Annotated in this window: 23 protein-coding genes and 2 pseudogenes; 17 read left to right on the plus strand and 8 right to left on the minus strand. The window is 43.2% G+C overall.

Annotated elements, in window-relative coordinates:
- Both AB5706_RS13250 and AB5706_RS13255 read right to left on the minus strand, forming a co-directional pair.
- Positions 1-1,066: hypothetical protein (locus AB5706_RS13250; protein WP_368366128.1), on the minus strand; the 1,066-nt coding region annotated here is incomplete at its 3' end.
- A 90-nt stretch (positions 1,067-1,156) separates the two neighbouring features.
- Entirely contained in the window at positions 1,157-1,852 is a 696-nt protein-coding gene (locus AB5706_RS13255) for a response regulator transcription factor (protein ID WP_173717828.1), read from the minus strand.
- Between the two features lie 459 nt (positions 1,853-2,311).
- Between AB5706_RS13255 and AB5706_RS13260 the strand changes: the two genes are divergently transcribed.
- The 4 genes from AB5706_RS13260 to AB5706_RS13275 all read left to right on the plus strand — a co-directional run bounded on the left by AB5706_RS13260 (position 2,312) and on the right by AB5706_RS13275 (position 7,280).
- Positions 2,312-4,429 carry an EAL domain-containing protein gene (locus AB5706_RS13260; protein WP_368366129.1) on the plus strand — a complete coding sequence of 706 codons (2,118 nt, stop codon included), beginning with the start codon at positions 2,312-2,314 and terminating at the stop codon, positions 4,427-4,429.
- Between the two features lie 133 nt (positions 4,430-4,562).
- A complete protein-coding gene (locus tag AB5706_RS13265; protein ID WP_173717830.1) occupies positions 4,563-5,144 on the plus strand; it encodes a TetR/AcrR family transcriptional regulator in 582 nt (193 codons plus the stop codon).
- A gap of 165 nt (positions 5,145-5,309) precedes the next feature.
- On the plus strand, positions 5,310-5,894 hold the full coding sequence (locus AB5706_RS13270; protein WP_173716842.1) for an HdeD family acid-resistance protein: 585 nt from the start codon (positions 5,310-5,312) through the stop codon (positions 5,892-5,894).
- Positions 5,895-5,906: 12 nt separating this feature from the next.
- Positions 5,907-7,280 carry a radical SAM protein gene (locus AB5706_RS13275; protein WP_368366130.1) on the plus strand — a complete coding sequence of 458 codons (1,374 nt, stop codon included), beginning with the start codon at positions 5,907-5,909 and terminating at the stop codon, positions 7,278-7,280.
- A 120-nt stretch (positions 7,281-7,400) separates the two neighbouring features.
- On the opposite strand, the gene AB5706_RS13280 is transcribed toward AB5706_RS13275, so the two are convergent.
- Positions 7,401-7,589 (minus strand): hypothetical protein, encoded by a 189-nt coding sequence (locus AB5706_RS13280; RefSeq protein ID WP_118582078.1) that lies wholly within the window; start codon positions 7,587-7,589, stop codon positions 7,401-7,403.
- A 326-nt stretch (positions 7,590-7,915) separates the two neighbouring features.
- Here AB5706_RS13280 and AB5706_RS13285 point away from each other — a divergent pair, with 326 nt between their 5' ends.
- From AB5706_RS13285 to AB5706_RS13295, 3 genes are all read left to right on the plus strand, one after another.
- Positions 7,916-8,776 carry a class I SAM-dependent methyltransferase gene (locus tag AB5706_RS13285; RefSeq protein ID WP_173773551.1) on the plus strand — a complete coding sequence of 287 codons (861 nt, stop codon included), beginning with the start codon at positions 7,916-7,918 and terminating at the stop codon, positions 8,774-8,776.
- Between the two features lie 116 nt (positions 8,777-8,892).
- Positions 8,893-10,173, plus strand: a complete 1,281-nt coding sequence (locus AB5706_RS13290; RefSeq protein WP_195590901.1) for an aspartate aminotransferase type Ic — start codon at positions 8,893-8,895, stop codon at positions 10,171-10,173.
- A 316-nt stretch (positions 10,174-10,489) separates the two neighbouring features.
- Positions 10,490-11,890, plus strand: coding sequence for a peptidoglycan binding domain-containing protein (locus AB5706_RS13295; RefSeq protein ID WP_368366131.1), 1,401 nt, complete (start codon positions 10,490-10,492; stop codon positions 11,888-11,890).
- On the opposite strand, the pseudogene AB5706_RS13300 reads toward AB5706_RS13295, so the two are convergent.
- Positions 11,891-11,974 (minus strand): annotated as a pseudogene (locus AB5706_RS13300) (DUF6783 domain-containing protein); the annotation flags it as partial. It lies immediately after the preceding gene.
- A gap of 112 nt (positions 11,975-12,086) precedes the next feature.
- Here AB5706_RS13300 and AB5706_RS13305 point away from each other — a divergent pair.
- The 5 genes from AB5706_RS13305 (at position 12,087) to AB5706_RS13325 (ending at position 17,609) form a co-directional block, all read left to right on the plus strand.
- Positions 12,087-13,121 (plus strand): D-alanine--D-alanine ligase family protein, encoded by a 1,035-nt coding sequence (locus tag AB5706_RS13305; protein WP_173716847.1) that lies wholly within the window; start codon positions 12,087-12,089, stop codon positions 13,119-13,121.
- Positions 13,122-13,163: 42 nt separating this feature from the next.
- Positions 13,164-14,531 (plus strand): UDP-N-acetylmuramoyl-tripeptide--D-alanyl-D-alanine ligase, encoded by a 1,368-nt coding sequence (locus AB5706_RS13310; protein WP_187565141.1) that lies wholly within the window; start codon positions 13,164-13,166, stop codon positions 14,529-14,531.
- 433 nt (positions 14,532-14,964) lie between these two features.
- Positions 14,965-15,603 carry a hypothetical protein gene (locus AB5706_RS13315; protein WP_173716849.1) on the plus strand — a complete coding sequence of 213 codons (639 nt, stop codon included), beginning with the start codon at positions 14,965-14,967 and terminating at the stop codon, positions 15,601-15,603.
- Between the two features lie 303 nt (positions 15,604-15,906).
- The gene (locus AB5706_RS13320) at positions 15,907-16,863 is read left to right on the plus strand and encodes a D-2-hydroxyacid dehydrogenase (RefSeq protein ID WP_270431999.1); all 957 of its coding nucleotides are present in this window, start codon (positions 15,907-15,909) and stop codon (positions 16,861-16,863) included.
- A gap of 128 nt (positions 16,864-16,991) precedes the next feature.
- Entirely contained in the window at positions 16,992-17,609 is a 618-nt protein-coding gene (locus AB5706_RS13325) for a ribonuclease H1 domain-containing protein (protein WP_173717838.1), read from the plus strand.
- Between the two features lie 86 nt (positions 17,610-17,695).
- On the opposite strand, the gene AB5706_RS13330 is transcribed toward AB5706_RS13325, so the two are convergent.
- Both AB5706_RS13330 and AB5706_RS13335 read right to left on the minus strand, forming a co-directional pair.
- Positions 17,696-18,520 (minus strand): transglutaminase-like domain-containing protein, encoded by an 825-nt coding sequence (locus AB5706_RS13330; protein WP_118582104.1) that lies wholly within the window; start codon positions 18,518-18,520, stop codon positions 17,696-17,698.
- Positions 18,517-18,792, minus strand: coding sequence for a hypothetical protein (locus tag AB5706_RS13335; RefSeq protein ID WP_173717839.1), 276 nt, complete (start codon positions 18,790-18,792; stop codon positions 18,517-18,519). Before AB5706_RS13335 ends, AB5706_RS13330 begins: the two co-directional genes overlap by 4 nt.
- Before the next feature lie 279 nt (positions 18,793-19,071).
- Between AB5706_RS13335 and AB5706_RS13340 the strand changes: the two genes are divergently transcribed.
- Entirely contained in the window at positions 19,072-21,330 is a 2,259-nt protein-coding gene (locus AB5706_RS13340; protein ID WP_173717840.1) for a hydratase, read from the plus strand.
- A gap of 147 nt (positions 21,331-21,477) precedes the next feature.
- Here the strand turns inward: AB5706_RS13340 and AB5706_RS23145 are convergent, their stop codons facing one another.
- Positions 21,478-21,675: a DUF6783 domain-containing protein gene (locus tag AB5706_RS23145; protein ID WP_416385897.1), complete on the minus strand. Its 198-nt coding sequence runs from the start codon at positions 21,673-21,675 to the stop codon at positions 21,478-21,480.
- 1,098 nt (positions 21,676-22,773) lie between these two features.
- Between AB5706_RS23145 and AB5706_RS13350 the strand changes: the two genes are divergently transcribed.
- Positions 22,774-23,505 carry an RluA family pseudouridine synthase gene (locus tag AB5706_RS13350; RefSeq protein WP_173772100.1) on the plus strand — a complete coding sequence of 244 codons (732 nt, stop codon included), beginning with the start codon at positions 22,774-22,776 and terminating at the stop codon, positions 23,503-23,505.
- Between the two features lie 140 nt (positions 23,506-23,645).
- Entirely contained in the window at positions 23,646-24,746 is a 1,101-nt protein-coding gene (locus AB5706_RS13355) for a substrate-binding domain-containing protein (RefSeq protein ID WP_118582113.1), read from the plus strand.
- 56 nt (positions 24,747-24,802) lie between these two features.
- On the opposite strand, the pseudogene AB5706_RS13360 reads toward AB5706_RS13355, so the two are convergent.
- Positions 24,803-24,859, minus strand: a pseudogene (locus AB5706_RS13360) (DUF6783 domain-containing protein); the annotation flags it as partial.
- A gap of 551 nt (positions 24,860-25,410) precedes the next feature.
- On the opposite strand from AB5706_RS13360, the gene AB5706_RS13365 reads away from it, so the two are divergent.
- Together AB5706_RS13365 and AB5706_RS13375 are read left to right on the plus strand one after the other, a co-directional pair.
- Positions 25,411-25,680 carry an AtpZ/AtpI family protein gene (locus AB5706_RS13365; RefSeq protein WP_173717843.1) on the plus strand — a complete coding sequence of 90 codons (270 nt, stop codon included), beginning with the start codon at positions 25,411-25,413 and terminating at the stop codon, positions 25,678-25,680.
- An 86-nt stretch (positions 25,681-25,766) separates the two neighbouring features.
- Positions 25,767-26,192: an ATP synthase subunit I gene (locus AB5706_RS13375; RefSeq protein ID WP_118582119.1), complete on the plus strand. Its 426-nt coding sequence runs from the start codon at positions 25,767-25,769 to the stop codon at positions 26,190-26,192.
- The last annotated feature ends 99 nt before the right edge of the window (positions 26,193-26,291 follow it).

The following is a 26,291-nucleotide window of genomic DNA, read 5'->3' on the forward strand; positions in this document are numbered from 1 at the left end:
CTGAATCAACGTGTGTTACACTGCGTTCCAAGGTATAGCCCAGCTGGGCTTCCAGCTTGCTGTCATTGGAAATAACCTGTCCGTCATCCTCGTTAATGTAAATGTAACTCATGTTGGAGTGACCCTGGGAATAATTTTTCAGAATCTGCTCCTGCTGGATATAAAAGTCAGTTCTGGAAAGAAGGCTGTAAAGAGATTCGAAAGCCTCATCTATGCGGTCGTTCCATTTGGCATTGGAATTTAGAACATCCAGAATGCTGTCTGCGCCTTGGGGCGGATAAGCCTCTGTTGGTTCATAATATCCATCATAGAGGGAGATGGAATCATAGAGCACTTTGCCGTCCCCGGATGTGATCTGAATGCCGGAAAGATCATCCATTACACCATATTGCATGTCGTTTTTGATGTCTTCGATAAGCTGTTTGAGATTTTCATCGTAGGATGCTATTTCAGTTGCAGAGTCACTGAATCCGTAATACTCCATATCCACAGAAAAATCCAGCTCTCCACTGTCAATTTTTTCCAGAAAATCCTGAACATAATAATAATGCCGGGAAAGTGACTCGCCGGCAGAAGAAGCCTGGTGGCAGATCACAATGGGATTTCCACTGGAGGTATCAAAATCCTGCGCCCATTTTTCCAGGTCTGAAACTGAATAGGCCAGACCGGAGGTGTTTTGAAAAGAGATTTCTTCATCGTTGGCAATTTCATTAAGATCAACTACTTGGGATGCAGATGTCTGATTTAAAGAAGTGTGAGCCGCAGATGAGGCATTTTTGTCAGATGACTGGGAAGCTTCATTTTGGGCAAGGCCTTTCCAGGATACATTAGTATAGGGAAATGTAACAGAAATTCCGTACATCACGTCATAGGCTGCGTCGTAGAGGGTATTGGCAAATGCCGTGGAATCCAGATAATCTTTCCCGGAATCAGAAAGCCTCAGACCATGTGCCAAAGAGGTAATTAAAAATAAACCTAAGAAGATTACAGCTCCCAGAAAAATATATTGCAATAGGAGCAAAAGCCCTTTGATACCAGGGCTGCGGTGCCATTTTTTCTTTTCCATATGATTAACCCCTTTCTTGATAATGTGCTGCTTATCGTATTGGTAACGCCATTTGGCATATCCAATAGCGAATCTTTCAAATACTTTTAATCAAAGCTTTTCAATTTTATACCCAAGTCCCCAGACAACTTTTAAATACCTGGGCTCCTTGGGATTGATCTCAATCTTTTCCCGGATATGCCGGATATGCACGGCAATTGTGTTATCTGCCGCAATTGCTTCTTCATTCCAGATATTTTCATAAATTTGATTGATGGAAAATACCCGGCCCTGATTCTTTATGAGAAGAAGCAGAATATTATATTCAATTGGCGTAAGCTTCAGGGCTTCGCCATCCACCTGAACTTCTTTCTGATCGTCATTCACCGTCAGCCCGCCGGTTGTATAAATATGCTGACTTTCACAGGAAACCGCTGCACCCAGCTGGGTATATCTTCGAAGCTGGGAACGAACCCTGGCAATCAGCTCTAAAGGACTAAAGGGTTTGGTTACGTAATCGTCAGCTCCAACATTCAATCCAAGAATTTTATCTGCATCCTCGGACTTTGCTGAAAGAATAATAATAGGGAGAGAATGCTCCTCCCTGATTTTCAAAGTTGCCCTGATGCCATCCAGCTTCGGCATCATAACGTCGATGATCAACAGATCCACCTCATTTTTCTGTAAAACCAAAAGTGCCTGTTGTCCATCGTAAGCCTTTAGAATCTGGTGACCTTCCTGTTCCAGATAAATGCTGATGGCTTCTACAATATCTTTATCATCATCACATACAAGAATTGTTGCCATTTTCTTTTTCACCTCCCCTGTAATATATAAGGTATCAGACAAAATTTAAGATGAAAGGGGTAAAATCTTAAGATATTCTTATGAAAATATTGTACGTAAGCTTATGGATACACTGCACCGTGTAAAAACGTACTTGTCCGATAAATATGAGTGTAAAAGAAAGCCACGCTAAATGCAACAACATTGTCGGCTTTTGTCAGCTTTTAGCTGCTCCACTCTTTTTTGAAAGTGAGCAATAGGGTCATCATACTGTTTTTCCAATTCATCCAGTCAGCCAATAGATTCTATTGTTTTCTGGCAGGAGCATTTCTTAGCTTTATCGTAATATGTGTCATTTTGCCTAAAAAAAACAGAAAAACTTTCGCGAGTTGACCTGTTGCGTATTGAAAAGGAATAGCTTATAATATTTTTAATAGTTTTAATCGTTGGATTTACATTCAGAAATGGAAAAGGATGCGTATGAGACAGGAGAAGAGAACTGAGACAATTACATACATAGTAGATGAGTCATATCGAATTCAGTATATGAGTAAAGCACTGATGAAACAGTTTTCGGATTTTGAGCCCGGAGAGATCTGTTATGAGAAGTTTCGGGGAAGAGAGAAGCCCTGTCGTAATTGCCCGTTGGCACATCCGAACCGGAAAACAGATTTATTTTATAATGAAGATCAGGGGAAATGGCTGAAAATCAATGCTGGAGAGGTCGAGTGGCCGGGAGCAAGGAACTGTCATGTAATTTTGGCAAAGGATATTTACGAGGAGGATATGGATAATCTTTGCCGTTTTGTAAATATGAAGAAGGAGATTCTGGAACGGAGAAACCCGGGCAAGACTGAGAAGAATAAGCTTACAGGTTTATTTGCCCGAATTCCTTTTTTTACACAGACAGAAGCTTTCCTCAGAGTAAATGAAACTACGGCAGGGAAATACTGTCTGGTAGCCATTGATATTGAACATTTTAAGCTTTTTAATGAATGGTATGGTCAGGTGGCAGGAGACAAGCTCCTGCGGGAAATCGGGGCGCATCTTAATAAAATGCGTCAGGAATTTGGCGGGATTGCCGGCTATATGGGCGGAGACGATTTTGTAATTGTTCTTCCAAATGATGAAAAAGTTCTCGAAAATCTGAAATGCCGTATTACCGGATTTGTGCGTGCATACGGTGGACATACCGGATTCCTTCCTGCTTTTGGTTTTTATGTAATTGATGATATCAGTCTCAGTGCTTCACAGATGTATGACCGGGCAATTCTTGCGCAGGAGACAGTAAAGGGAAATTATGCTGTACGTTGTGCTTATTACAGCTCAGATATGAAGACACGACTGGAGAATAATCATGTGCTCCTTGCTGAAGTGCAGGCCGGTCTGGAAAGAGATGAGTTTATCTACTATCTTCAGCCGAAATGTAATCTGAACACAGGTAAGATCGTCGGGCTGGAATCACTGGTGCGCTGGAAGCATCCTGAGAAGGGAATTGTGGCACCTGGATATTTTATTCCGGTTATGGAGAGTAACGGACTGATCACAGAACTGGACATGAAGGTGTGGGAGCAGGTTTGCCAGACGCTGCAGGACTGGATAAAAAGCGGACACAAGGTAATTCCTATTTCTGTCAATGTATCCAGTGTGGATATTTATGCAATTGATGTAGTAGAGCATTTTAAAAATCTGGTTCGCAAATACGAGCTTCCGCCAGAATATGTAGAGCTGGAGATTACAGAAAGTGCTTATGTAGAAGAATATAAGGTGATCACAGGTGTGGCAGAGGCACTGCGAAATGCAGGCTTTACCGTTCTGATGGATGATTTTGGAAGCGGATATTCTTCTTTGAATATGCTGAAGGATGTGAATGTAGACGTTCTGAAGATTGACATGAAGTTCCTGAAAATGGATGAGAATACCATGGACAAGGGAATGGGAATTCTTGAGGCTGTTACCAGAATGGCAAATATTATGGGACTTCGTATGATCGCAGAGGGCGTTGAGACGGAAGACCAGATCAATTATCTGCTGAATATGGGCTGTATTTATGGCCAGGGCTATTTCTTCTACAAGCCTCTTCCAGTCGAAGAAATAAAAATACTTCTCAATGACGAGAATAATGTGGATTACCGTGGGATTCAGGCGCGAAAAATTGAGCATATACGTTTCAAGGATCTGTTTCAGTCAGAGCTGGCAAGCGACAGTATACTGAATAATATTCTTGGACCAATTGCCATTTATGATGTATATTGTGACAATGTGGAGCTGCTGCAGGTAAATGATAAGTACTGTCTGCTGGTTGGACAGGATCCTGTGGATCTGGCAGAGAATGTTCAGGTCATGGAGGCAATACACCCGGATGACAGGAAAAAAATGCAGAATATTTTCCAGCGGTCTTTCCAGAGACTGGCTGAAGGTGCAGAGGGAACTGTGCGTCGCAGAAGAGAAGACGGTCAGTATATCTGGATAAATATCAAAGCATTTTTCCTGAGAGAACAGGATGGACATAAAATGTTTTATGGAGCTGTCCGGGACGTATCCGAAGAAATGAATCAGTTCCAGAAATTGATGTTTTATCAGAACAGGGGAAATTAATGTAAATGCAAGGGCGCGTTGTCCTTGCATTTTAAATTGGTTTGTGGCATAATCTGTGATAATAACTTAACAAGCCAGAAACATAGCCGATTAGGCTTTTTTACGGCTTCATTTCAAGATGACAGGTGAGAAAATGTCTGGTTTTACGAAAGAAATTATTATCAGGACTTTGTTTGAACTGCTTAATGAGAAACCTCTTGCGAAAATTACAGTGAAGGATATTGTGGAGCGCTGCGGTGTGAACCGGAATACTTTCTATTATCATTTCCGCGATATTTCTGATGTTGTGGAATCAGCTCTTCTTCGGGAAGTGGACAATGCCTTTGAACATCCGGTGGAAGTGGATTCTATGCTGGAATGCCTTGAGGTACTGGTGAATCTGATCGGAGAGAACAAGAAGGCCATGCTCCATATTTACTGTTCCGTGCAGAGAGAAACGTTTACCAGTGTACTGGATAAAATGTGCCAGTATGTTATAAAGCAGTATATCGTACATAATTTTGAAGAAGAAATTATGGAAAAAGAAGATATGAAGGTGCTCATGCATTTTTATAAATGCGTAATGATCGGAGTGATTCTGGACTGGATGGATCACAGGATGTCTTACGATCTGACAGAATATGCAGAGAAACTGCGTGAACTCTATGAAAATACTTTTGAGAAAACATTGGAAAAGGTGGCAGGAACCAAACCTGCTTATCTGAAAATCGTATAGGGAATTTGTAAATCTGCTTTTTTCCCCGGAGAATGGAAATGCGGTAAGCTTTTAGGCAAATATGGGATTGTGTCTGAATTTCAGACACAGTCCTTTTTTTGTCCGTTCCTTTTTGAAATTTATCTTACTATAATAAATCCATGAAAAGCAGAAAGGAGAATCAGAATGAATTCGTCAGGAACTTTGAAAATAGCACGAAATGGATATATAGTGATGGCAGTTGTTTTCTGTGCTTTGGGAATTTTTTTGATGGCTGTTCCGGAAAAAGCCGTGAAAATAATTTGTGTTCTTGCAGGAATTCTGTTCATTGCAGATGGAATCATAAAAATTATCGGCTATTTTTCCAGAGATTTTTACTGTCTGGCTTTTCAATTTGACCTTGGCTTTGGAATTCTCATGATTGCAGTTGGAATTCTGATTCTGGTGAGAAGGGAAGCCATACTAAGACTGATTTTCGTGATTTTCGGTCTTGTGATTCTGACCGATGCATTGCTTCGGATCCAAATGTCAGTGGAAGCGAAAAAATTCGGTTTGAAGCTCTGGTGGGCAGTTTTGCTTATTGCAGTAGCAACCGGAATATTTGGAATGCTTCTTCTTGTTGATCCGGCAGGAGGTGCAAAGCTGACTGTGATTTTTACAGGCGTGGCATTTCTGCTGGAGGGAATACTGAAGCTTTGCGTGGTAGTATACACTGTGAAAATCCGTGAGAATGAAAATGTAGTCTGGGAAGATGAATTCAGAGAAATTTAAAGGAGGAGCATTATGAAACTGATTGATAAAGCAAAACAGGCCGCTATGGAAGGTGCTGTAACAAAAGCATTAGAATATCTGGAAAAGGATCCGGAGACAAACATTCCGAAGCTGATGGAGCTGGTAGATAAATTCACTCCGCAAGACTGGTATAAAGGTCAGAGGGATGCCATTCGTAATGCGATCCAGGACACAGACAGCAACTGGTATAAGCTGATCATGAATCTGTATCAGCTGGATCCAGGTGTCCGAAAAGTATTTTTCCAGAACTTTATTGTAAACGCCAGCTTAAAGGGAAGTGCACGACAGGAAGAAGTTGCAGCACAGAACAACTGTAATGTTCCGTGGGCAATTCTTCTGGATCCTACAAGTGCCTGTAATCTGCATTGTACAGGATGCTGGGCAGCAGAGTATGGTCACAAGCTGAACCTGGATCTGGAGACCATTGACTCCATTATCAGACAGGGTAAAGAGCTTGGTGTTTACATGTATATTTATACCGGTGGTGAGCCTACTGTACGTAAGAAAGATCTTATTAAACTTTGTGAGATGCATCCGGATTGTGAGTTCCTTTCCTTCTCAAACGGAACACTTTTCGATGAGGAATTCTGTGATGAAATCTTAAGAGTAAAGAACTTCGTTCCGGCATTCAGTCTGGAAGGTTCCGAGGAAGCCAACGACGGACGTCGTGGAGAGGGAATCTATCAGAAGGTTATGCATGCAATGAAGCTGTTGAAGGACAGAGGGCTTCCATTTGGAGTTTCCACCTGCTATACAGGTATGAACGTAGACAGTGTAAGCAGCGAGGAATATTTCGACAAGCTGATTGATTGTGGTGCATTATTTGCATGGTTCTTCCATTATATGCCAGTTGGAAATGACGCTTCACCGGAGCTTCTTCTTACACCGGACCAGCGAGAAGAAATGTATCGTGCAATCCGTAAATTCAGAAGCACAAAAGCAATCTTTACGCTGGATTTCCAGAATGATGCTGAATTTGTACATGGATGTATTGCAGGTGGAAGACATTATCTGCATATTAATGCAAATGGTGATGTGGAGCCTTGTGTATTCATCCATTATTCAAACTGCAACATCAAGGATACTTCTCTTCTGGACGCACTGAAGAGCCCGATTTTCCAGGCTTATCATGATAACCAGCCTTTCAACGAGAACATGCTTCGTCCATGTCCAATGCTGGAAAATCCGGAAATTTTGCGTAAATTAGTTACAGAGACTGGCGCAAAATCCACAGATCTTCAGTCTCCGGAGAGCGCAGAGCACCTTTGCGGCAAATGTGATAAATATGCAGCCTGCTGGAAAGAGAGAGCAGATCAGCTGTGGGATGAGAGACAGAAGGAAAAGGCAGAAAAAGCCGGATGCTGATAGTTTGCTGCAGAAATATGCAGGTAGAATGATTTCATAATAAAGTCTGAGTATAGGATGTCGCTTGCAACGGCATCTGTACTCAGACTTTTTGTGCATGAGGTGCAAAAAAACAGAGGACTAATAATTGTATGCACCCTCATAAGCGTTGCAGCGCTCCTTGCGCTTCGACTGATTTTCGCAGCTGCTGCACCTGTCACAGAATTCCTGTTCATAGCAGGTGGAACAGACGCAGCCTTTGCAGGCATTGCGGTCGTAGGCGGAGGTACAGGTGTAAGGAAGTTTATTATCGGTAGTCTTTTCTGACATTTGAATCACGCTCCTTTTTAATGTGATTATAGTGCGAAAAAATATGTGGTTCAATGGGAAAAATCCGAAAAAAGTGAGGCGGATTTTTGGGCACTTTTTCAGGGAAGAAGATTAACAAAATTGACGTGGGTACAGTTTTCTGCTATCATAAATTTGTTCTTTGATATTAGGCGAAATGAAAGTCAGTTACATTGCGTTTGTGGCGATTCCCAGGGGTTGTCCGCATTCGTGCTATAAATGATTCATGATTTTACTTATACAGATATGATTCATGGATGACATTTAGGACTTTTGTGCGAAATAATAGAAAATGAGGTAAAAATAAAATGTGGATAGCAAATGGCTGGAAAGAATACGAAGTAATTGATACTTCCTGCGGCGAGAAACTGGAGAGATGGGGGAAATATCTCCTTGTCCGTCCGGATCCGCAGGTAATCTGGGATACACCGAAGACAGAGCCAGGATGGCGCAAGATGAACGCACACTATCACCGCAGCTCCAAGGGAGGCGGTGAATGGGAGTTCTTTGATCTGCCCCAGCAGTGGGATCTTCATTACAAGAATCTTACGTTCCATCTGAAACCATTCAGCTTCAAGCACACCGGTCTTTTCCCGGAGCAGGCAGCAAACTGGGACTGGTTTGGAGACAAGATCCGCAAGGCTGGCAGACCGATCAAGGTTCTGAATCTGTTTGCTTATACAGGTGGTGCAACTCTTGCGGCGGCAGCCGCAGGTGCATCCGTTACACACGTAGATGCCTCTAAGGGAATGGTTACCTGGGCGAAAGAGAATGCGGCAGCAAGTGGTCTTGCTGATGCACCAATCCGCTGGCTGGTAGATGACTGCGTGAAGTTTGTAGAGCGTGAAATCCGCCGGGGGAATCACTATGACGCAATTATCATGGATCCTCCGTCCTATGGAAGAGGACCAAAAGGCGAGATCTGGAAAATTGAGGATGCCATTCATCCCCTGGTGAAGCTTTGCACAAAGATTCTCAGCGATGATCCCCTGTTTTTCCTGATCAATTCCTACACCACCGGACTTGCTCCGGCTGTACTTACTTATATGCTGGCAACAGAGATGAAGAAGTATAAGGGACATGTAGATTCCCAGGAAATTGGTCTTCCGGTGAAGTCAAATGGGCTGGTATTGCCATGCGGTGCTTCTGGAAGATGGGAAGCAGTTTAAGGGGGATTTTATATAAAATAGAGCCAAACACTTGACAACCGACAATTTAGCATACTAAAATGGAAAAGATATACGAGGAGGATACACCAAACAGGCAATTGCCGAAGGAGGAATTTATGAAAAAATATACCGAAATGAATCATGAAGAGCTTCTGGCACTGAAAAAAGAGCTGGACAAAGAATTTGAAGAGATCAAGGCACAGGGACTTGCCCTTGACATGTCAAGAGGAAAGCCAAGCAATGCACAGCTGGAACTTTCTATGGAAATGATGGACGTTCTGAAGGGCAATTCAGATCTGAAATGCGAGACTGGAGTAGATTGCCGTAACTACGGTGTGATCGACGGTATTCCGGAAGCCAAGCGTCTTCTTGGAGAAATGTCTGAGGTAGATCCGGAACACATTATCATATATGGAAACTCAAGCCTGAACGTTATGTTCGACAGTATCGCACGTTCCATGACTCAGGGTGTAATGGGAAATACTCCATGGTGCAAACTTGACAAGGTGAAATTCCTCTGTCCGGTACCAGGTTATGACCGTCACTTCAAGATCACCGAATTTTTCGGAATCGAGATGATCAATGTTCCGATGACTCCACAGGGACCGGATATGGACATGGTAGAGAAACTGGTAAGTGAAGATGCAGCGATCAAAGGAATCTGGTGTGTTCCGAAATACTCCAACCCACAGGGTTACACTTACTCCAAAGAAACCGTAGAGCGTTTTGCAAGACTGAAACCGGCAGCACCTGACTTCCGTATTTACTGGGATAATGCATACAGCATCCATCATCTCTATGATGATAATCAGGATTTCCTGGTTGAGATTCTTGGTGAGTGTGCAAAAGCTGGTAACCCTGATCTTGTTTATAAATTTACATCCACTTCAAAGGTAAGCTTCCCAGGCTCCGGAATTGCTGCCGTTGCAGCTTCCAAGGCAAACCTGGATGATTTCCGCAAATATATGCAGGTTCAGACCATCGGTCATGATAAACTGAACCAGCTCCGTCACGTAAGATTTTTCAAGGATCTTGACGGACTTCACGCCCACATGAGAAAACACGCAGATATCCTCCGCCCGAAATTCGAGCTGGTTCTGGATACGCTTGACAAAGAACTTTCCGGACTTGGAATCGGTGAGTGGACAAAGCCACACGGCGGATATTTCATCTCTTTTGATTCCCTGGATGGCTGTGCAAAGGCAATTGTAGCCAGAGCAAAAGAGGCTGGTGTTGTCCTTACTGGCGCAGGTGCTACTTATCCATACGGCAAGGATCCGAAAGACTCCAACATCCGTATTGCACCATCCTTCCCTACACTTGAGGATCTTGGCAAAGCAGCACAGGTATTCGTACTTTGTGTGAAACTTGTCAGTGTAGAAAAACTTCTCGGCTAAAAGCGTGTTGCTGTGAACGGTAACCTTTCCGTAAAAGGTGAGCCGCTATTTTCAAACAGGCTCTGAAATCGGAAATTTGCGCATAGAATGTAACCATGCCAGATCAGGAAAAGTACCTGATCTGGCATATAAAAAGAGGCAGAGTAATCTACTGTTATCTGTGAACAGTAATCATCTGCTTTTTATTGTCTTTACCCGTCTGCATTTGGAAGGCAGAAATAAATGCCGACTATGGAGTTTATTTCCTGCATAAGGATAAACAGAAGATGTGGTCGTGTAAAGGCAATAAGAATTCATCATAAGCAGGGAGGAATTTATGGCAAAAAATAAGGAAAAAGCAGGCGCAGGAAGAACGATTGTTATTTTACTTGTGGTTTTGCTGCTGCTTCTTACAGCAGGAGCCTATGGATATGGCGTGTACTACTTTTCCAGTCATTTTCTTCCAGGATCTATGGTAAATGGCTTTAATTGTTCCTATATGGCTTCAGAAGATACCGAGGACCTTCTGAACCAGCGTGTAGGCGCTTATGTTCTTGCTGTGGAGACCATGAAAAACGGTCAGGAAGCAATTTCTGCCCAGGATGTGGGGCTTTCCTATGTGTCTACCGGTATTGTGAAGCAGTTGATCAAAGACCAGGACCGCTTTATCTGGTTTCTTGCTTTTAACCAGGATAAGAATTATGATATTTCAGAATCCCTCAGCTATAACGTGGAGCTGATGGGGCAGGCTGTTGATAATCTGAAATGCATGCAGCCAGAGAATGTAGTCCAGCCTGTGGATGCCCAGATCCAGGATACCGGAGATACTTTTGAAATCATTCCGGAAGTAATAGGAAATGCTCTGGATCGCACTAAGATGGAGGAAGTGATTTCCGCAGCCATGCTCCGGGGAAAAACTTCTGTAAATCTGGAGAACGAGAGCTGCTACCGGAAGCCTTCGGTATACAGCACAGATGAACAGCTGAAAGCCAATTGTGAAAAAATGAACCAGCTTGTCAAGGTGATCATAACTTATGACTTTGCTGATCGTACTGAGACTGTGGACCGTACCTTGATCAAGAACTGGTTCGGTTATGATGAGGATGGCAATGTGATACTGGATGAAAATCTGGTGCGGCAGTATGTGGCAGACCTTGGGCTGAAATATGATACTATGGGACAGACCAGGACATTTCTGACTTACGATAATCGCCAGGTGGAAATTAAAGGCGGCGATTACGGCTGGGTGATCGATCAGGACGAAGAAGTAAAAGCGCTGATCGCTGCTATCGAAAGCGGTGTTACCCAGGTTCGTGAGCCTGTTTATCTGTATTCAGGCTATAGTCGCGGAACCAATGATATTGGTTCCACCTACGTGGAGATAGATCTGACAAACCAGCGTCTTGTTTTTTACCAGAAGGGAACTCCGATCGTGGACACACCTATTGTAAGCGGAAATCCGGATATTGAAGGCTGTGGCACTTCTACAGGCTGTTATGCACTGGATGCCAAGGAATCTCCGGCTGTGCTTACAGGAGAGGATTATGAGGCAAATGTGACCTATTGGATGCCTTTTGCAGGAAATGTGGGAATTCACGACGCTTCCTGGCGGTCTGAGTTTGGAGGAAATCTTTATCTGTGGGAAGGCTCCCATGGATGTGTAAATGTTCCATATGACAAGGCGGCCGAGATTTATGCAAATATTGAGGTTGGCATGCCGGTGGTTGTGTATGAGTAACTATTCAGTAGAGAATATTCTGCGAGGTGTTTTGGGAAAACTAGAGTCTGTTTGAAAAATCATTTCCGCAATCTGCACGCCCCACGGAAATTCAGCGCGAAATCATGCGAATGCATGATTCCTGTGCATGGCAAAGCGTGTAACTGTGAAGGAACTGAACAGTTACGTTTACGAACAAAAAAGGAGATATAAGATTATGAAGATAGTAGTTTTGGCTGGAGGAACCAGTACGGAGAGAGAGATTTCCATTGTATCCGGTACCGGAATCTGCGGTGCACTGCGCCAGAAAGGTCATGAGGCAATACTTGTAGATATTTTCTGTGGAGTTGAGAATGTAGACTGGGAGAATCCTTTCCCGGCTGAATATGATGTGGAAAAAGCAGCAGAGTATATGAGCAGCTTCAATCCGCAGATCAAGGAGATGGAGAAAAAACGTAGAAGCTTTTTCGGACCAAATGTTCTGGAACTTTGTGAAAAATGTGACATTGTGTTCCTTGGACTTCACGGCGCGAATGGTGAGGATGGAAAGGTGCAGGCTACCTTTGACCTGCTGGGAATCCGTTACACAGGAACCGGTTATCTCAGCAGTGCCATGGCTATGGATAAGCGTATCACCAAGGAAGTTTTCCTGATGAACCATGTTCCTACCCCAGGCGGATTTACCATGACAAGAGACAATCTGGAGAAAGACATTGCTAAGCATGGACTGGAATTCCCGGTAGTTGTAAAAACAAGCTGCGGTGGTTCCAGCGTAGGTGTTTATATTGTAAATGATCAGAAAGAATACGAAGAGGCTCTTACAGATGCATGCCAGTATGGCGCGGATATTGTTGTGGAGGAGTATATTAAAGGCCGTGAATTTTCTGTTGCAGTTGTGGATGACAAGGCGTATCCGATCATCGAGATTGCTCCGATCCAGGGATTCTATGACTACAAGAACAAATATCAGGCTGGCTCTACTGTAGAGACCTGCCCGGCTGAGATTTCTCCGGAGCTCACAGCAAAAATGCAGGAGAATGCAGTGAAGGCAGCAAAAGCACTGGGACTTACTGGCTACAGCCGTCTGGATTTCATGATGAAAGAGAACGGAGATATGTACTGTCTGGAAGCAAATACCCTTCCGGGAATGACTCCTACCAGTCTGATTCCTCAGGAGGCGAAGGTACTGGGAATGGATTATCCGACGCTTTGCGAGGAACTGATCCGGATTTCTTTAAAGAAGTACGAATAATATACCGAATGTTTATATTAAATATAAAAAGGATTAAATAAAATGAAAAATCTTACCCTGGAAAACCTGACCAAGGTCTGCGGCGGTGTTTATTCCGGACCGTCTGACAAGCTGGAGCAGGAGGTTTCCTCTATTACAACAGACAGCCGGAAAGCAGAAGCCGGAACCTTATTTGTTCCCATCGTAGGCGAACGTGTAGATGCCCATAAATTTATTCCCCAGGTGATGGAGGCAGGTGCGCTTGCTACCTTATCTGAGAGAATCCTGGAGAATGCTGATTTCCCATATATCAAGGTAGAATCTTCCCTTCAGGCTGTAAAGGACATTGCAGAATTTTACCTGCAGCAGCTTCAGATTCCGGTTGTTGGAATTACCGGAAGTGTGGGAAAAACAAGTACAAAAGAGGTAATTGCCTCTGTCCTGAAAGAGAAATACCGTACCCTGAAAACACAGGGAAACTTTAACAATGAGTTAGGTCTTCCACTCACCGTATTCCGCCTTCGTGACGAGGATGAGATCGCAGTTCTGGAAATGGGAATCAGCGATTTTGGTGAGATGACCCGACTTGCAAAGATTGCAAGACCCGATACCTGTGTGATCACGAATATTGGCACCTGCCATCTGGAGAACCTGGGTGACAGAGACGGTGTGTTGAAAGCGAAAACCGAAATTTTTAAATATCTGAAAAAAGATGGACATATTGTATTAAACGGTGACGATGATAAGCTTTGCACTGTGAAAGAATATGAAGGAATTAAGCCTGTATTCTTCGGTATGGAGTCAGATAAGGATATTTATGCGGATGAGATCGTGAGCAGAGGGTTGAAAGGCATGACCTGCCGCATTCACGTAGGTGAGGAGTCTTTCACAACGGACATCCCAATGCCTGGCCGTCATATGGTATACAATGCCCTGGCAGCAACTGCAGTTGGTCGTATTTACGGACTGACGCTGGAGCAGATCCGTCATGGAATTGAGACTCTGGAAGCCATCAGCGGCAGATTCCACATGATCGAGACAGACCGTTTCCTTATCGTAGACGATTGTTATAATGCCAACCCAATGTCCATGAAAGCATCACTGGATGTGCTGAAAGATGGTGCTGGCAGAAGAGTGGCAATCTTAGGCGACATGGGAGAGCTTGGAGAGAATGAAGTTCAGCTTCACGCAGAGGTAGGCGAGCATGCAGCCCAGTGTGGAATTGACGTTTGCATCTGCACCGGCCCTCTTTCCGCAAACATTGCGAAGATGGCGAGAAAGAACCCGGAGCTTATCGTTATAGAAGAACCGGACCGTGACAGCCTTTTGTCCCATCTGTCTGATTATGTGCAGACCGGTGATACCATTTTGGTAAAGGCGTCTCACTTTATGCAATTTGAGAAAGTGGTAGCTGCATTGCAGGAAATGTAGGGAAGATAATGTATTGCCCTTTAAGCAGACTCTGTAGATATAATCAGAATCTGTTTAAGGGGCATTTACATTTATTTCCGCGATATATTTGACTTATAGCGCGAAAAATCAATGCTATTCCGCAATATATCATACTTATTCCGCAATAAATCAAAAACTAATTGATATATTGCGGAAAGTCTTTATATAAGTGATCATAAAATAGGAAAATATGCAGAGAAACCACAGGATAAGCGGGATTCACCGAGAATTTGACGAACGATTTATGTTTCATACAGAACAGGACAGCGGTATAATGTTCGTAAAAGGTTACTGTTTATTGGCAATGTTCCGCCAGGTATTTTTTGAAATCAGGTTCATACAAAAAAAAGAGAACTGCGGTGCAAAGATATTGAACAGTTTCCCAATTTGAAAGAAAGCATGGGAGGACATTATGCTGGAGAAAATTATGGATCTGCAGATATTGCTCTACAGTATGGCGGCCCTTGGGACCCTTGGAGCAATTGGAATGCTGACGACAAACCTCACCTACAGAAGAATGCTGAAAAGTACCGGAAGCAAAAACACAGGCACGAAAAACACCCAAGGAGCAGGCAGCAGTCAGCGGATCAGCCTGAAGGAAAAATGGCTGAGACTTTGGAAAACACGGGACAGGCTTCTTCACAGAATGAATCGGCTGGTGTGGTATCCGGCACTTTTGTCCACTGTGATTCTTGGCTGTGCCATCTATTTTTCCAAGACGTTAAGGATAGAAGAGGGACTTCCTCTGACTTATCTGTATGTGGGCGCCACTGTACCGGTGGTGTTATTGCTCTTACGTCAGGCGTTGGATTTTTCTTACAAAGAAGAGCTGGTGATGGATACGTTGGCAGATTATGTGGAGCAGATGAGAAGCTGGACAGAAGAGATTCCAGCCGCGAAAAAAGCGGACCCTGTTTTACAGGAAGAAATCGTGGATAAGATTACCAGTAGCATCAAGCAGACAGCTGCTTCCGGAAGTCATTTCAGTAAGATGCTGACTCCTGAGGAAGAGAAGATTATGAGGGAAATTATCCGGGAATTTATGGCTTGACAATTACAGAATGGTAGATGAGGGCGCAAGCACTATCAGCCTTGCGCTCTTGTATTTTGGGGATTATTGTTTTCCCCATTTACAGCAACACGCTGCGCAAACTTAATTCTCAGGGGTTCTGTGAACTTTGTTCACAAAAAACACCTCGCAGAACATCACCAGTGAATAATAACAGGATAGTAACACTTATTGTACATTTTATAGTTTGGGATTGCATTTTCCCGGAGAAAACGGTATTTTATAAAACAGATGAGGAAACGCACGACTATATAAATGAGCACAGAAGAAAGCGAGGAGCACATTATGAAAATTGTAATTCTGGAAGCAGACAGCCTGGGACAGGATATGGTATTTACTCCATTTGAGGCACTGGGCGAAGTAGTAATATATCGAAGTACAACAGCAGATGAAATGGAAGAAAAGACAAAAGACGCAGATGTGATCGTGGCCAACAAGGTTCCAATCTGCGAGTCTACCATTGGAAAAGCACAGAACCTAAAGCTGGTCTGCCTGACCGCAACAGGCTTTAACAACCTGGATGGAGACTATCTGAAAAAGAGGGGAATTGCAGCTTACAATGTTGCCGGATACTCTACAAACGGAGTGGCACAGCATACCTTCGCTCTTCTTTTCTATATTCTGGAAAAACTGAATTATTACGACAATTACGTAAAATCCGGAGAATATGCAAGAGGAACCTGTTTCTCCCATTTCGGACAGAATTTCTTCGAGCTGGATGGAAAAACCTGGGGAATTATCGGTCTTGGCGCAATTGGAAACAGGGTGGCGCAGATTGCCAAGGCATTTGGCTGCCATATTATCTGCTATTCCGCTTCCGGGAAGAAATACAATACAGAATATGAACAGGTAAGCCTGGATGAGCTTCTTTCCCGCTCTGATATTCTTTCCGTCCATGCACCGCTGAACGGGTACACGGAGAATCTGATGACACTGGAAAAATTCCGCAAGATGAAGAAATCCGCTATTTTCCTGAATCTTGCGCGAGGCGCCATTGTAAATGAGCCAGATTTGTATACAGCTCTTACCGAAGGCTCCATTGCAGGTGCAGGCCTTGATGTTCTTTGCAAAGAGCCAATGAATCCGGAGAATCCGCTTCTTAAGATCCAGAACAGCAATAAACTGATCATTACTCCGCATATTGCATGGGCTGCGAAAGAGACCAGATTCCGCGTAGTGGATGAAGTGGTGAAAAACATTCAGCGGTTCCAACGTGACGACAGGACAAACAGGGTATATTAAAGTTTCGGGCCAGGGATAGATTAGAGTGTGTTGTGGACATGCTCTAATCTATTATTGAAGATAAGAAACAGTTTCGTTATAATTAAAGAAAAAGTGTTTGAGAATGTCTGATACAGAAGGGAGACTACATGGCAAAGAAATACTATGCAGTAAGAACAGGCAGAAAAACAGGTGTATTTATGACCTGGGCAGAGTGTCAGAAACAGGTCACGGGATTTTCGGGAGCAGAATTTAAGAGCTTTCCCACTATGGAAGAGGCACAGGCATTTGCCGGTGTGAATGCAGAGGGCATCCCGGATACACTTCCCAGGGCAGAAAAACCTGCGTCAGCCCAGGTGATTGCCTACGTAGATGGCAGTTACCGCTCTGACACCGGCGAATTTTCCTACGGAATGGTCATCCTGAAGGATGGAGAAGAGCACACATTCTGCGAAAAAATGACAGACAAAGAGCTGGCACTGATGCATAATGTAGCAGGAGAAATCAAAGGCTCCGAAGCGGCAATGCAGTATGCTGTGGATCATAATATTCCGGAAATCACCATTTACCATGATTATGAAGGCATTGCCAAATGGTGCACCGGTGCCTGGAAAGCTACCAAACCCGGAACAATTGCGTATCAGGCCTTTTACCGGGAAGCCGTGAAGAAAGTAAAAGTCCATTTTGTAAAAGTAAAAGGACACTCCAACGACAAATACAACGATATGGCTGACCAGCTTGCCAAAAAAGCTCTCGGAATCCTGTAGCGGATCCGGGAGCTTTTGTAATCTGTGCGCCGCATATATTTTGTCTGAACTTAGTTACTGCAGCCAGTACAGCGAATATTAACCATTTATGAAATCTTATATTTCAAAACCGGGTAAAGTCCATAAGAACCATAGGTTGCACCGTAATACTTGCTGTAACTCTTTGCTTCTGCGAAAAGCGGGTCATAAACATACCCGTTGATCTCGCACCATGCGTGGGCATTGTTGTTGCTCTGCACAGCGTCGGCACATACATAAACATTCTTGTATCCGATTGCCTTGGCGAGGTAAGCAAATGCGCCAGCGTCAGAAACGCAGTCTCCGTTGTGATGCAGAAAATGGTCATTTGCAAAAGTAGCCGGCCAGTCCTTGCCGCCCTGGTCAAAATCACGCCAGATATTATAATAGCCCTTGATCACCCAGTTGAAACATGTCTGAAGCTTCTGGGATTTGGACATGCTGGAATTGGTGATCTCTGCTGCAATCTGCTTGGAGCGGAGGTTGGCAATCTGAACCTGAGTCATTCTCTTTCCGCTGGCAGTATAGTAGGTAGAACCCTTTTTTCTGCCGATTACATGACTTTTATTGTCGATGTAGTAAGTAAATCCCCTGTAACCTTTATTAACAGTAGTATTTTTTAATAGGGTTCCCTTGGCACTGAAATAGAAATAATTCTTGCCAATCTTCTGGAAACCGGTGAGGCGTTTTCCTTTTCGATAGTATCTTCTGATTCCGGATTTGGTCTTCACCCAGCCTTTTTTCTGTGGCTTTTTGGGTGTCGGAGTAGGGGTGGCAATAACAGTTTCCGTTACCTGAGAAGGTGCAGCTTCAGCTGCGTTTGCAGTTACCGGAGTAAGGGCAAGTACTGCGCTGGTGAGAACCAGCATAAACATTTTTGTCTTTTTCATCATTCTTCTCCATCTTCCTCTATTACCTGTATTTCCAGGTAATCAAAGTCAATCTGTTCAATAAAATTATCCTGATAAAAACGTGTTTTACTGTGCTTCTTAAAATCCCGCACCGTAGTATCCAGCCAGATTGGATTACCAAGATCCAGCTCATAACAGATCTGCTCCAGACAGTGAAAAACCTTGTGCGTTCTGGTCTCCTGGCGGTCATCACAGATCACGGTATCCTTCAGCATATGGTTATCTTTCCAGATTCGTCCCCAAAGGCGAAACATCTTAGAACACCTCCCATTATTTCAGTGTTGGTAGATTCTACCTTATCACTGATTTGAAAAAGTTGCAACAGAAATGTGGAGCAAAATTACAGACCATTTTTTGCAAAAAAAGCTTTTTAGCACGCTAAAGTGTTTTTGCTTGACCCTTTCGGAGAAATCTACTATAATTAACGATAATGTTGCTGCTGTTCACAAAAAATACCTCTCAGAATGTTGCTGGTGAACAGCTGCATAATATTTGTTACTTATAAATCTCTCAAGATGAGGAGGAGCTTTATTATGAAATTATATGATACTGGCGTGTATCTGCAGAATGGAAAGGAAATCATTCCGGCAGCTGAAGCCCAGCTTCCTGTTTCCAGAGAAGATGCAGCAAGAAATACCATTGCCTATTCTATTTTAAAAGCCCATAATACTTCCGGTAATATGGACAAGCTTCAGATTAAATTTGATAAACTGACATCCCATGATATTACTTTTGTAGGAATTATCCAGACTGCACGTGCTTCCGGACTGGAGCGTTTTCCGGTACCGTATGTTCTGACCAACTGTCACAACTCCCTCTGTGCAGTTGGCGGTACTATTAATGAGGATGACCATATGTTTGGTCTTACCTGTGCGAAAAAATACGGCGGTGTCTATGTTCCGCCACATCAGGCAGTTATCCATCAGTTTGCCCGCGAAATGCTTGCTGAGTGCGGCAAGATGATTCTTGGCTCAGACAGCCATACCCGTTATGGCGCTCTTGGTACCATGGCTATGGGAGAGGGGGGACCGGAGCTTGTGAAGCAGCTTCTTTCCCAGACATATGATATCAATATGCCAGGAGTTGTTGCTATTTATCTGAAAGGAAGCCCACGTCCGGGCGTAGGACCGCAGGACGTTGCTCTTGCTATCATTGGTAAAGTATTTGCAAATGGTTATGTGAAGAATAAAGTAATGGAGTTCGTAGGTCCTGGCGTAGCTAATTTAAGTGCTGATTTCCGTATTGGAATCGATGTTATGACTACTGAGACTACCTGCCTTTCCTCCATCTGGCAGACAGATGAGAAGATTCAGGAGTTTTACGAGATCCATGGAAGAGCCCAGAGCTATAAAGAGCTGAAACCGGGAGATGTGGCTTACTATGACGGCTGTGTGGAGATTGACCTTGGCGAGATCAAGCCAATGATCGCTATGCCGTTCCATCCAAGCAATACTTATACAATTGATGAACTGAATGCAAATCTGGATGACATCCTTGCCGATGTTGAGAAAAAAGCTCTGGTAAGTCTGGACGGCAAGGTTCCTTATACTCTCCGTAATAAGGTTGTAGACGGAAAGCTTTATGTTGACCAGGGAATTATTGCAGGATGTGCAGGCGGTGGATTTGAGAATATCTGTGCTGCAGCGGATATTCTCCGCGGAACCAGCATCGGTGCAGATGCCTTTACTTTAAGCGTATATCCGGCAAGTACTCCGATTTATATGGAGCTGGCTAAGAATGGAGTTCTGGCAGATCTTCTTGAGACAGGTGCTGTTGTGAAAACTGCATTCTGCGGTCCATGCTTCGGTGCTGGAGATACTCCGGCAAACAATGCTTTCAGTATCCGCCATACCACCAGAAACTTCCCGAACCGTGAAGGCTCCAAGATCCAGAATGGTCAGATTTCTTCTGTTGCACTTATGGATGCCCGTTCTATCGCTGCTACAGCTGCAAACAAGGGATTCCTTACCTCTGCTGAGAATTTCACAGGAGAGTACAGAGGACAGAAATATTTCTTTGATAAAACGATTTACGATAACCGTGTATTTGACAGCAAAGGCGTGGCTGATCCGTCTGTTGAGATCCAGTTTGGACCGAACATCAAAGACTGGCCGAAGATGCCGGCACTTGCAGAGAATCTGGTTCTGAAGGTTGTTTCCGAAATTCACGATCCGGTAACTACTACCGACGAGCTGATCCCGTCCGGTGAGACTTCCTCCTACCGTTCCAATCCTCTTGGACTGGCTGAGTTTACTCTTTCCAGAAAGGATCCGGCTTATGTTGGACGGGCAAAAGAGGTTCAGAAAGCAGAGCATGCCATTGAGAACGGCGAATGTCCGCTGGATGCACTGCCAGAGCTGAAGCCGGTTATGGAAGCGGTGAACAAAGAGTATCCGGAAGCTGGCAAAGGCAATCTTGGCGTTGGAAGTACTATTTTCGCAGTGAAGCCCGGAGATGGTTCTGCCCGTGAGCAGGCTGCTTCCTGTCAGAAAGTACTTGGCGGGTGGGCAAACATTGCCAACGAATACGCTACCAAACGTTACCGTTCCAACCTGATTAACTGGGGAATGCTCCCGTTCCTGATCCCGGCCGGTGATCTTCCGTTTGTAAACGGTGATTACCTGTTCTTCCCGGAAATCCGCAAGGCAGTGGAAGAGAAAGCCGACAGCATTACCGGTTATGTGGTAAAAGAGAGCGGACTGGTTCCGTTTACCGTAACACTTGGAGAGCTGACAGATGATGAGCGGGAAATCATCCTGAAAGGCTGTCTGATCAATTACAATAGAAAATAAAATGTTATGAGGCAGGTCATTCTTTTTGAGAGCGACCTGCCTTTTTATCAGAATTCCCTGTTACATAAAAAGTTCTACATGGTATGATCACACTGCAATGAAAAGGCAAATATCGCTCAATGTGTTTCTACATAGGCTAGAACGTGTTTAAAAAAGCATTTCCGCAATCTGCACGTCCCACTTTGCGGTATATTTTTCCCGAATTCGGTTGTCGTAGCCCGCTATGATACCCTCAACCGGACAAAATCTCCCACAAATCATGACGTATATCTTGCAGAAAGCCTTTTTTAAACACCTATTTAGACTTTTGCAAAAAGGAGCCTTTCTTGTTATATAAACAAATATTCTGAATAATTACAATAATTAGTAAAAAACACAGAAATACAACGCGAAGCACCAAAATAAAACAGAAATAAAACAAAAAATACACGAAAAAGTATTGACAAATAAGACAGGAGATGGTAATATAAGCTCATCAAAAGAAAAGAAAAACAACTTCATAAAGAAAGGAGCTTAGTGATTCCAATGGGAACATAAAATCTTTCTAATCAATATAAGAGAGACAGGAATCGCATTTCCTGCAAGAAGACCTGATACGAGAACCGTGTAAATAGAAAATAAAGTATCACTTGATTCAGCTGATACTTATAAACGTATCCAAGGTAAATAGAAGCGATTACTTATATTGAATAACTGTCCACCACTAATACAAAGATCTGGAACTTGTGTAAAGAAACATTTCTCCAGAGGATATAACCCCTTATCACAGATAAGCAGGATATCTTGAGATTCTTATTGAACCTTTAGAATATGAATCGAAACTTTGCATTAGAAGAATATCATAATTGATATTCCAGTCAGAAATAGATCAGGAACTTCCGCTCAAACTTTTTTGTATAATACATATAAGAGAGCATATGAACCAGTAAGTGGTTTTGGATTTAACCGAATTAAGTTTGAAATTGTTTATGATAATGATTCAGAGCCTGAGAAGTATATCCGATATTTCTGCAGAAGAAATTATAAAACGTGAATTATAATTTCAATCTATCAAACTTCTAAATAAACCGAATGATAAACATCATATCGTTTATGAGCAGGAAATAAGATAAGATATTTTAAATAAAAACTTAAAACTGAATATAGAACAACTGAATAAAGACCACGTAAATATTAAATTGTAAATCAATTTGAAAAACGAGGAAAAGACCATTGAATACTGAAGAATTTTAGGACGGTCATCATTTGAAATATAAGTAAAATGATGACCGTCCTTTTCCATGCTGTGAGAGACAAAAAAGCGGGATGATGTATTGGATACGAAGTGAACAGGAACCGATATGCAGCATAAAGCATACCGGAATAGAAAGTGTGAGCTTGTAAATCAGGCTTTAATCCGCTATAATGAGCGGAGAAAATTGGAAACTATGAGGGAAGCAGACGATGTTTAGTGGGAAAATAGAGGACTACATTCTTTTCGAAGATAAAGAAATTATAGTTTGCCGTAAGCCAGCGGGAATTGCGGTACAGAATGCAAGAATCGGTGCCATGGATATGGAGAGCAGCCTGAAAAATTATCTGGCAATGCAAGACGGTGGTGGGAGAAGGATTCCATATCTGGCAGTAATCCACAGGCTGGATCAGCCGGTAGAAGGTATTCTTGTATTTGGGAAGACACCTGAGGCTGCGAAATCGTTAAGTGCACAGATTACAGCTGGAAAGATGGAAAAAATTTATCTGGCAGTAACATATGGAAAGCAGGCCGAGGCTGGGAAAAAAGAAAAAGTTCTGGAGGATTATCTGAAAAAAGATGGAAAATCCAATACTTCTTCCGTGGTAAATGCGCACACTCCTGGTGCGAAGAAAGCCAGACTTTCCTATGAGGTTCTCGGTGAAGCTGTGGATGCAATTTCCGGAAAGAAAAAATGGCTGCTTCGAATTCATCTGGATACAGGCCGTCATCACCAGATCCGGGTTCAGATGGCTCATGCAGGAATGCCTTTGGCTGGTGACCGGAAATATGGTGCCGGAACGAATGTGACCATCGGGGCAGGCAGCCTGGCTCTGTGCGCTGCAAGCCTCACCTTTTTCCATCCGATAACCGGAAAGGTGATGAAATTCGTGACAAATCCGGAAGGGGCGGAATTTAAGGGGATTTCTATCCCGCAAATGTGAAAAAAACATAAAAACTATAGACGTGGAACCGAAATTGTGTATAATGTAAAAGCAAGATTAAACAAAGATGAAGACTGCGAAAAATAGTTATAAAAAGTTTCTATGAAAAACTTTAAACATTCAGATGAGGAGTGAATAAAATGAAAAAAGTAGCAGTGATACCTGCTGTTGTTCTGGCTGCATTATGCACCTTCACAGGCTGTAAGAAAGAAGAAGTGGAGAAAGTGATCGCGCCACTGGTTTCTGACGGGCAGACTACGGAATCCACAGAAGAAGCCCAGGAAGAAAAGGATCCTCTTATTCCTGAAATTGATACATCTGTAGAACTCCAGGCAGGATCCCGGGTGGCAGTTGTAAGCAAGAGTACAAGCGGAGAGTTCTGGGGACTGGTTAAGAAAGGAATGGAGCAGGCAATTGCCGATGTAAACGAGGCATATGGCTTCAAGAAAGAAGATCAGGTGACCATGACCTTTGAAGGCGCCAGCGATGAGAAAGATGTGGAGAGCCAGGTAAATACCATAGATGCGGTAATTGCAGAGAATCCGGATGTACTTTGTGTTTCTGCCAGCGATATGGATTCCCTTCAGGCGCAGCTGGAAGCTGCCAAGGAGAATGGAATCCCGGTTGTGGCATTTGACTCTGGTGTTACAGACAGCAAGATGGTCCGTGCATTTCGTGGTACGGATAATACCAGGGTGGGCGAAATCGCTGCGTATAGATTAGCCACAGCCATCGGAAAAATGGGTAAGGTTGCAGTCTTTTCTGCGCAGGAAAAGACGCAGAGCATTCAGGAACGTGTAAGCGGTTTTACCAATTATATCACCAATTATCCGGATATTGAAGTTGTGGAGATTGTTTATCAGGATCAGGTAGATGATATGACAGCTGCCATGCAGGAGGTTCTTGACAAATATCCGCAGCTGGACGGTGTTTTCTGCGATAATGCAGATATTGCCGATCTGTATCTGGACATGAAAAAGGATGAGACAAAGGATTCCATTGTGATGGTTGGTGTGGATGCCACAGCGAAACAACAGGAGGCTATCCGGAATGGTAAAGAGGTCGGTGTGGTTTCCCAGCAGCCTTACGCGATGGGATATCAGACCATCTGGACAGCACTTTTGACTACAGCACCAAAGAAGAGTGTGGAAATCAAGCGGAATGTGCGTATCGACCCGGCATGGATTGATTCCTCAAACATTGATGATCCTACATACAGTTCTTATTTGTATGCAAATTGAAATAGCTTTCATAAGAGGCACGTCATAATTTTCAGGAATGATTTCACAAACACGCTCTACGAATTTGGGCAAAATATGTCGCAAAGCGGGGCGTGCAGATTGCGAGAATGATTTTATAAATACGCTCTAAAATAAGATAGTGCGGTTCATAAGAAACTATGAAAGAGAAACTGCTTTGTACAGCATGAATTTACCAGGAATGGGAATGCTGATACAAGGCAGTTTTTTGCATATCAAAGGATATTGCAGCCAGAGCCTGTTTCAAACACATTCTAGTACATCGAAAATTAAGTTTCTGCTATATTGACGCAGGATGATTTCTTCATATGCAAGGCGGAGGAAGGAGGCGTAGCGGTGGCTACGGCGACCGACGACAACGCAGCAGATGAAAAATCAGACAAGTCAATATGGCGGTTACTTAATATTCAATGTACTAGACAATACTACCTGCCGTGTCTGAATTTTAGTCAATGTTTAACGATTGTATAACGACAAAATAACAAGAATTTGTTAGCATGTAATTACTTTTTGAAGTGTGAAAAAATTGACGATATGCAATAAAATGGAAGTCGGTTTTTAAATAATGTGCACAATAAAAGTTGCTATCCACACTGAATTGTGTTAAAATCTGTCTATAAAATGAGACTTGAGACAGGAGGCTTTTATGAAAAAATGGGGAGATATTATCAAGAATATGACTTTGCTTAGTCAATTTAGCTTATCCTTTATCACTCCTCTGCTTCTGTGCCTGCTGATCTGCTGGTGGATGAGTACCAGCCTGGGAATAGGAGAATGGATTTTTATTCCTGGCTTTTTTTTCGGACTGGGAGGCTCCTTTACAGTAGCCTATAAGCTTTACCTGTCCGTAACCGGACATCAGAAGAAAGAGAAAGAGAAAAAGAAGAATAAAGTTTCATTTAACAGACATCATTAGAGTGTGTTTGAGGAATCATTCCTGCAAAGTGTGACGTACATTTTGCAGAAAACCTTTTTCAAACACGTTTCAGAAGGGAGATTTGTATGAGCAAAATGTTTGCAGATGTGCAGCCGGCAGTGAGGAAAGAGACGAAGAAGGTGGCGATTGGTACATTTGTATGCGTAGTCCTGATGTGGGCTGTATTTGGAATCGGACATCTGGCAGTGCCGGAGCAGATTCCGTTTGATTATACAGTGCTTCTCGCCGGATTTATTGGCGGGATGGTGGCAGTACTGAACTTTTTCCTTATGGGGCTGACCGTTCAGAAGATAGTTTCCATGGAGGACGATAAACAGGCTGCAGCGAAGATGAAGGCCAGCTATAGTCAGAGAATGATGCTTCAGCTTATCTGGGGCGTTCTGGCGATTGCGGTTCCCTGTTTTCAGTTTGTAGCCGGAATCTTACCATTGCTTTTTCCAAACATTGTGATCAAGACAGTTGGAATCATTGGGGGGAGGAAGGCCGCATAATGATATATACAATTTTATGTAACTATTCAGCAGGTACTGCTCCGCGAAGTGTGTGACAGATGTGGTACGGAACAGTTACAAATTTATAATGACAGGAGG

This window comes from Ruminococcus sp. RTP21484sp1_RTP21277st1_D2_RTP21277_210401, assembly GCF_040924225.1.
GTDB classification, from domain to species: domain Bacteria; phylum Bacillota; class Clostridia; order Lachnospirales; family Lachnospiraceae; genus Blautia_A; species Blautia_A faecis.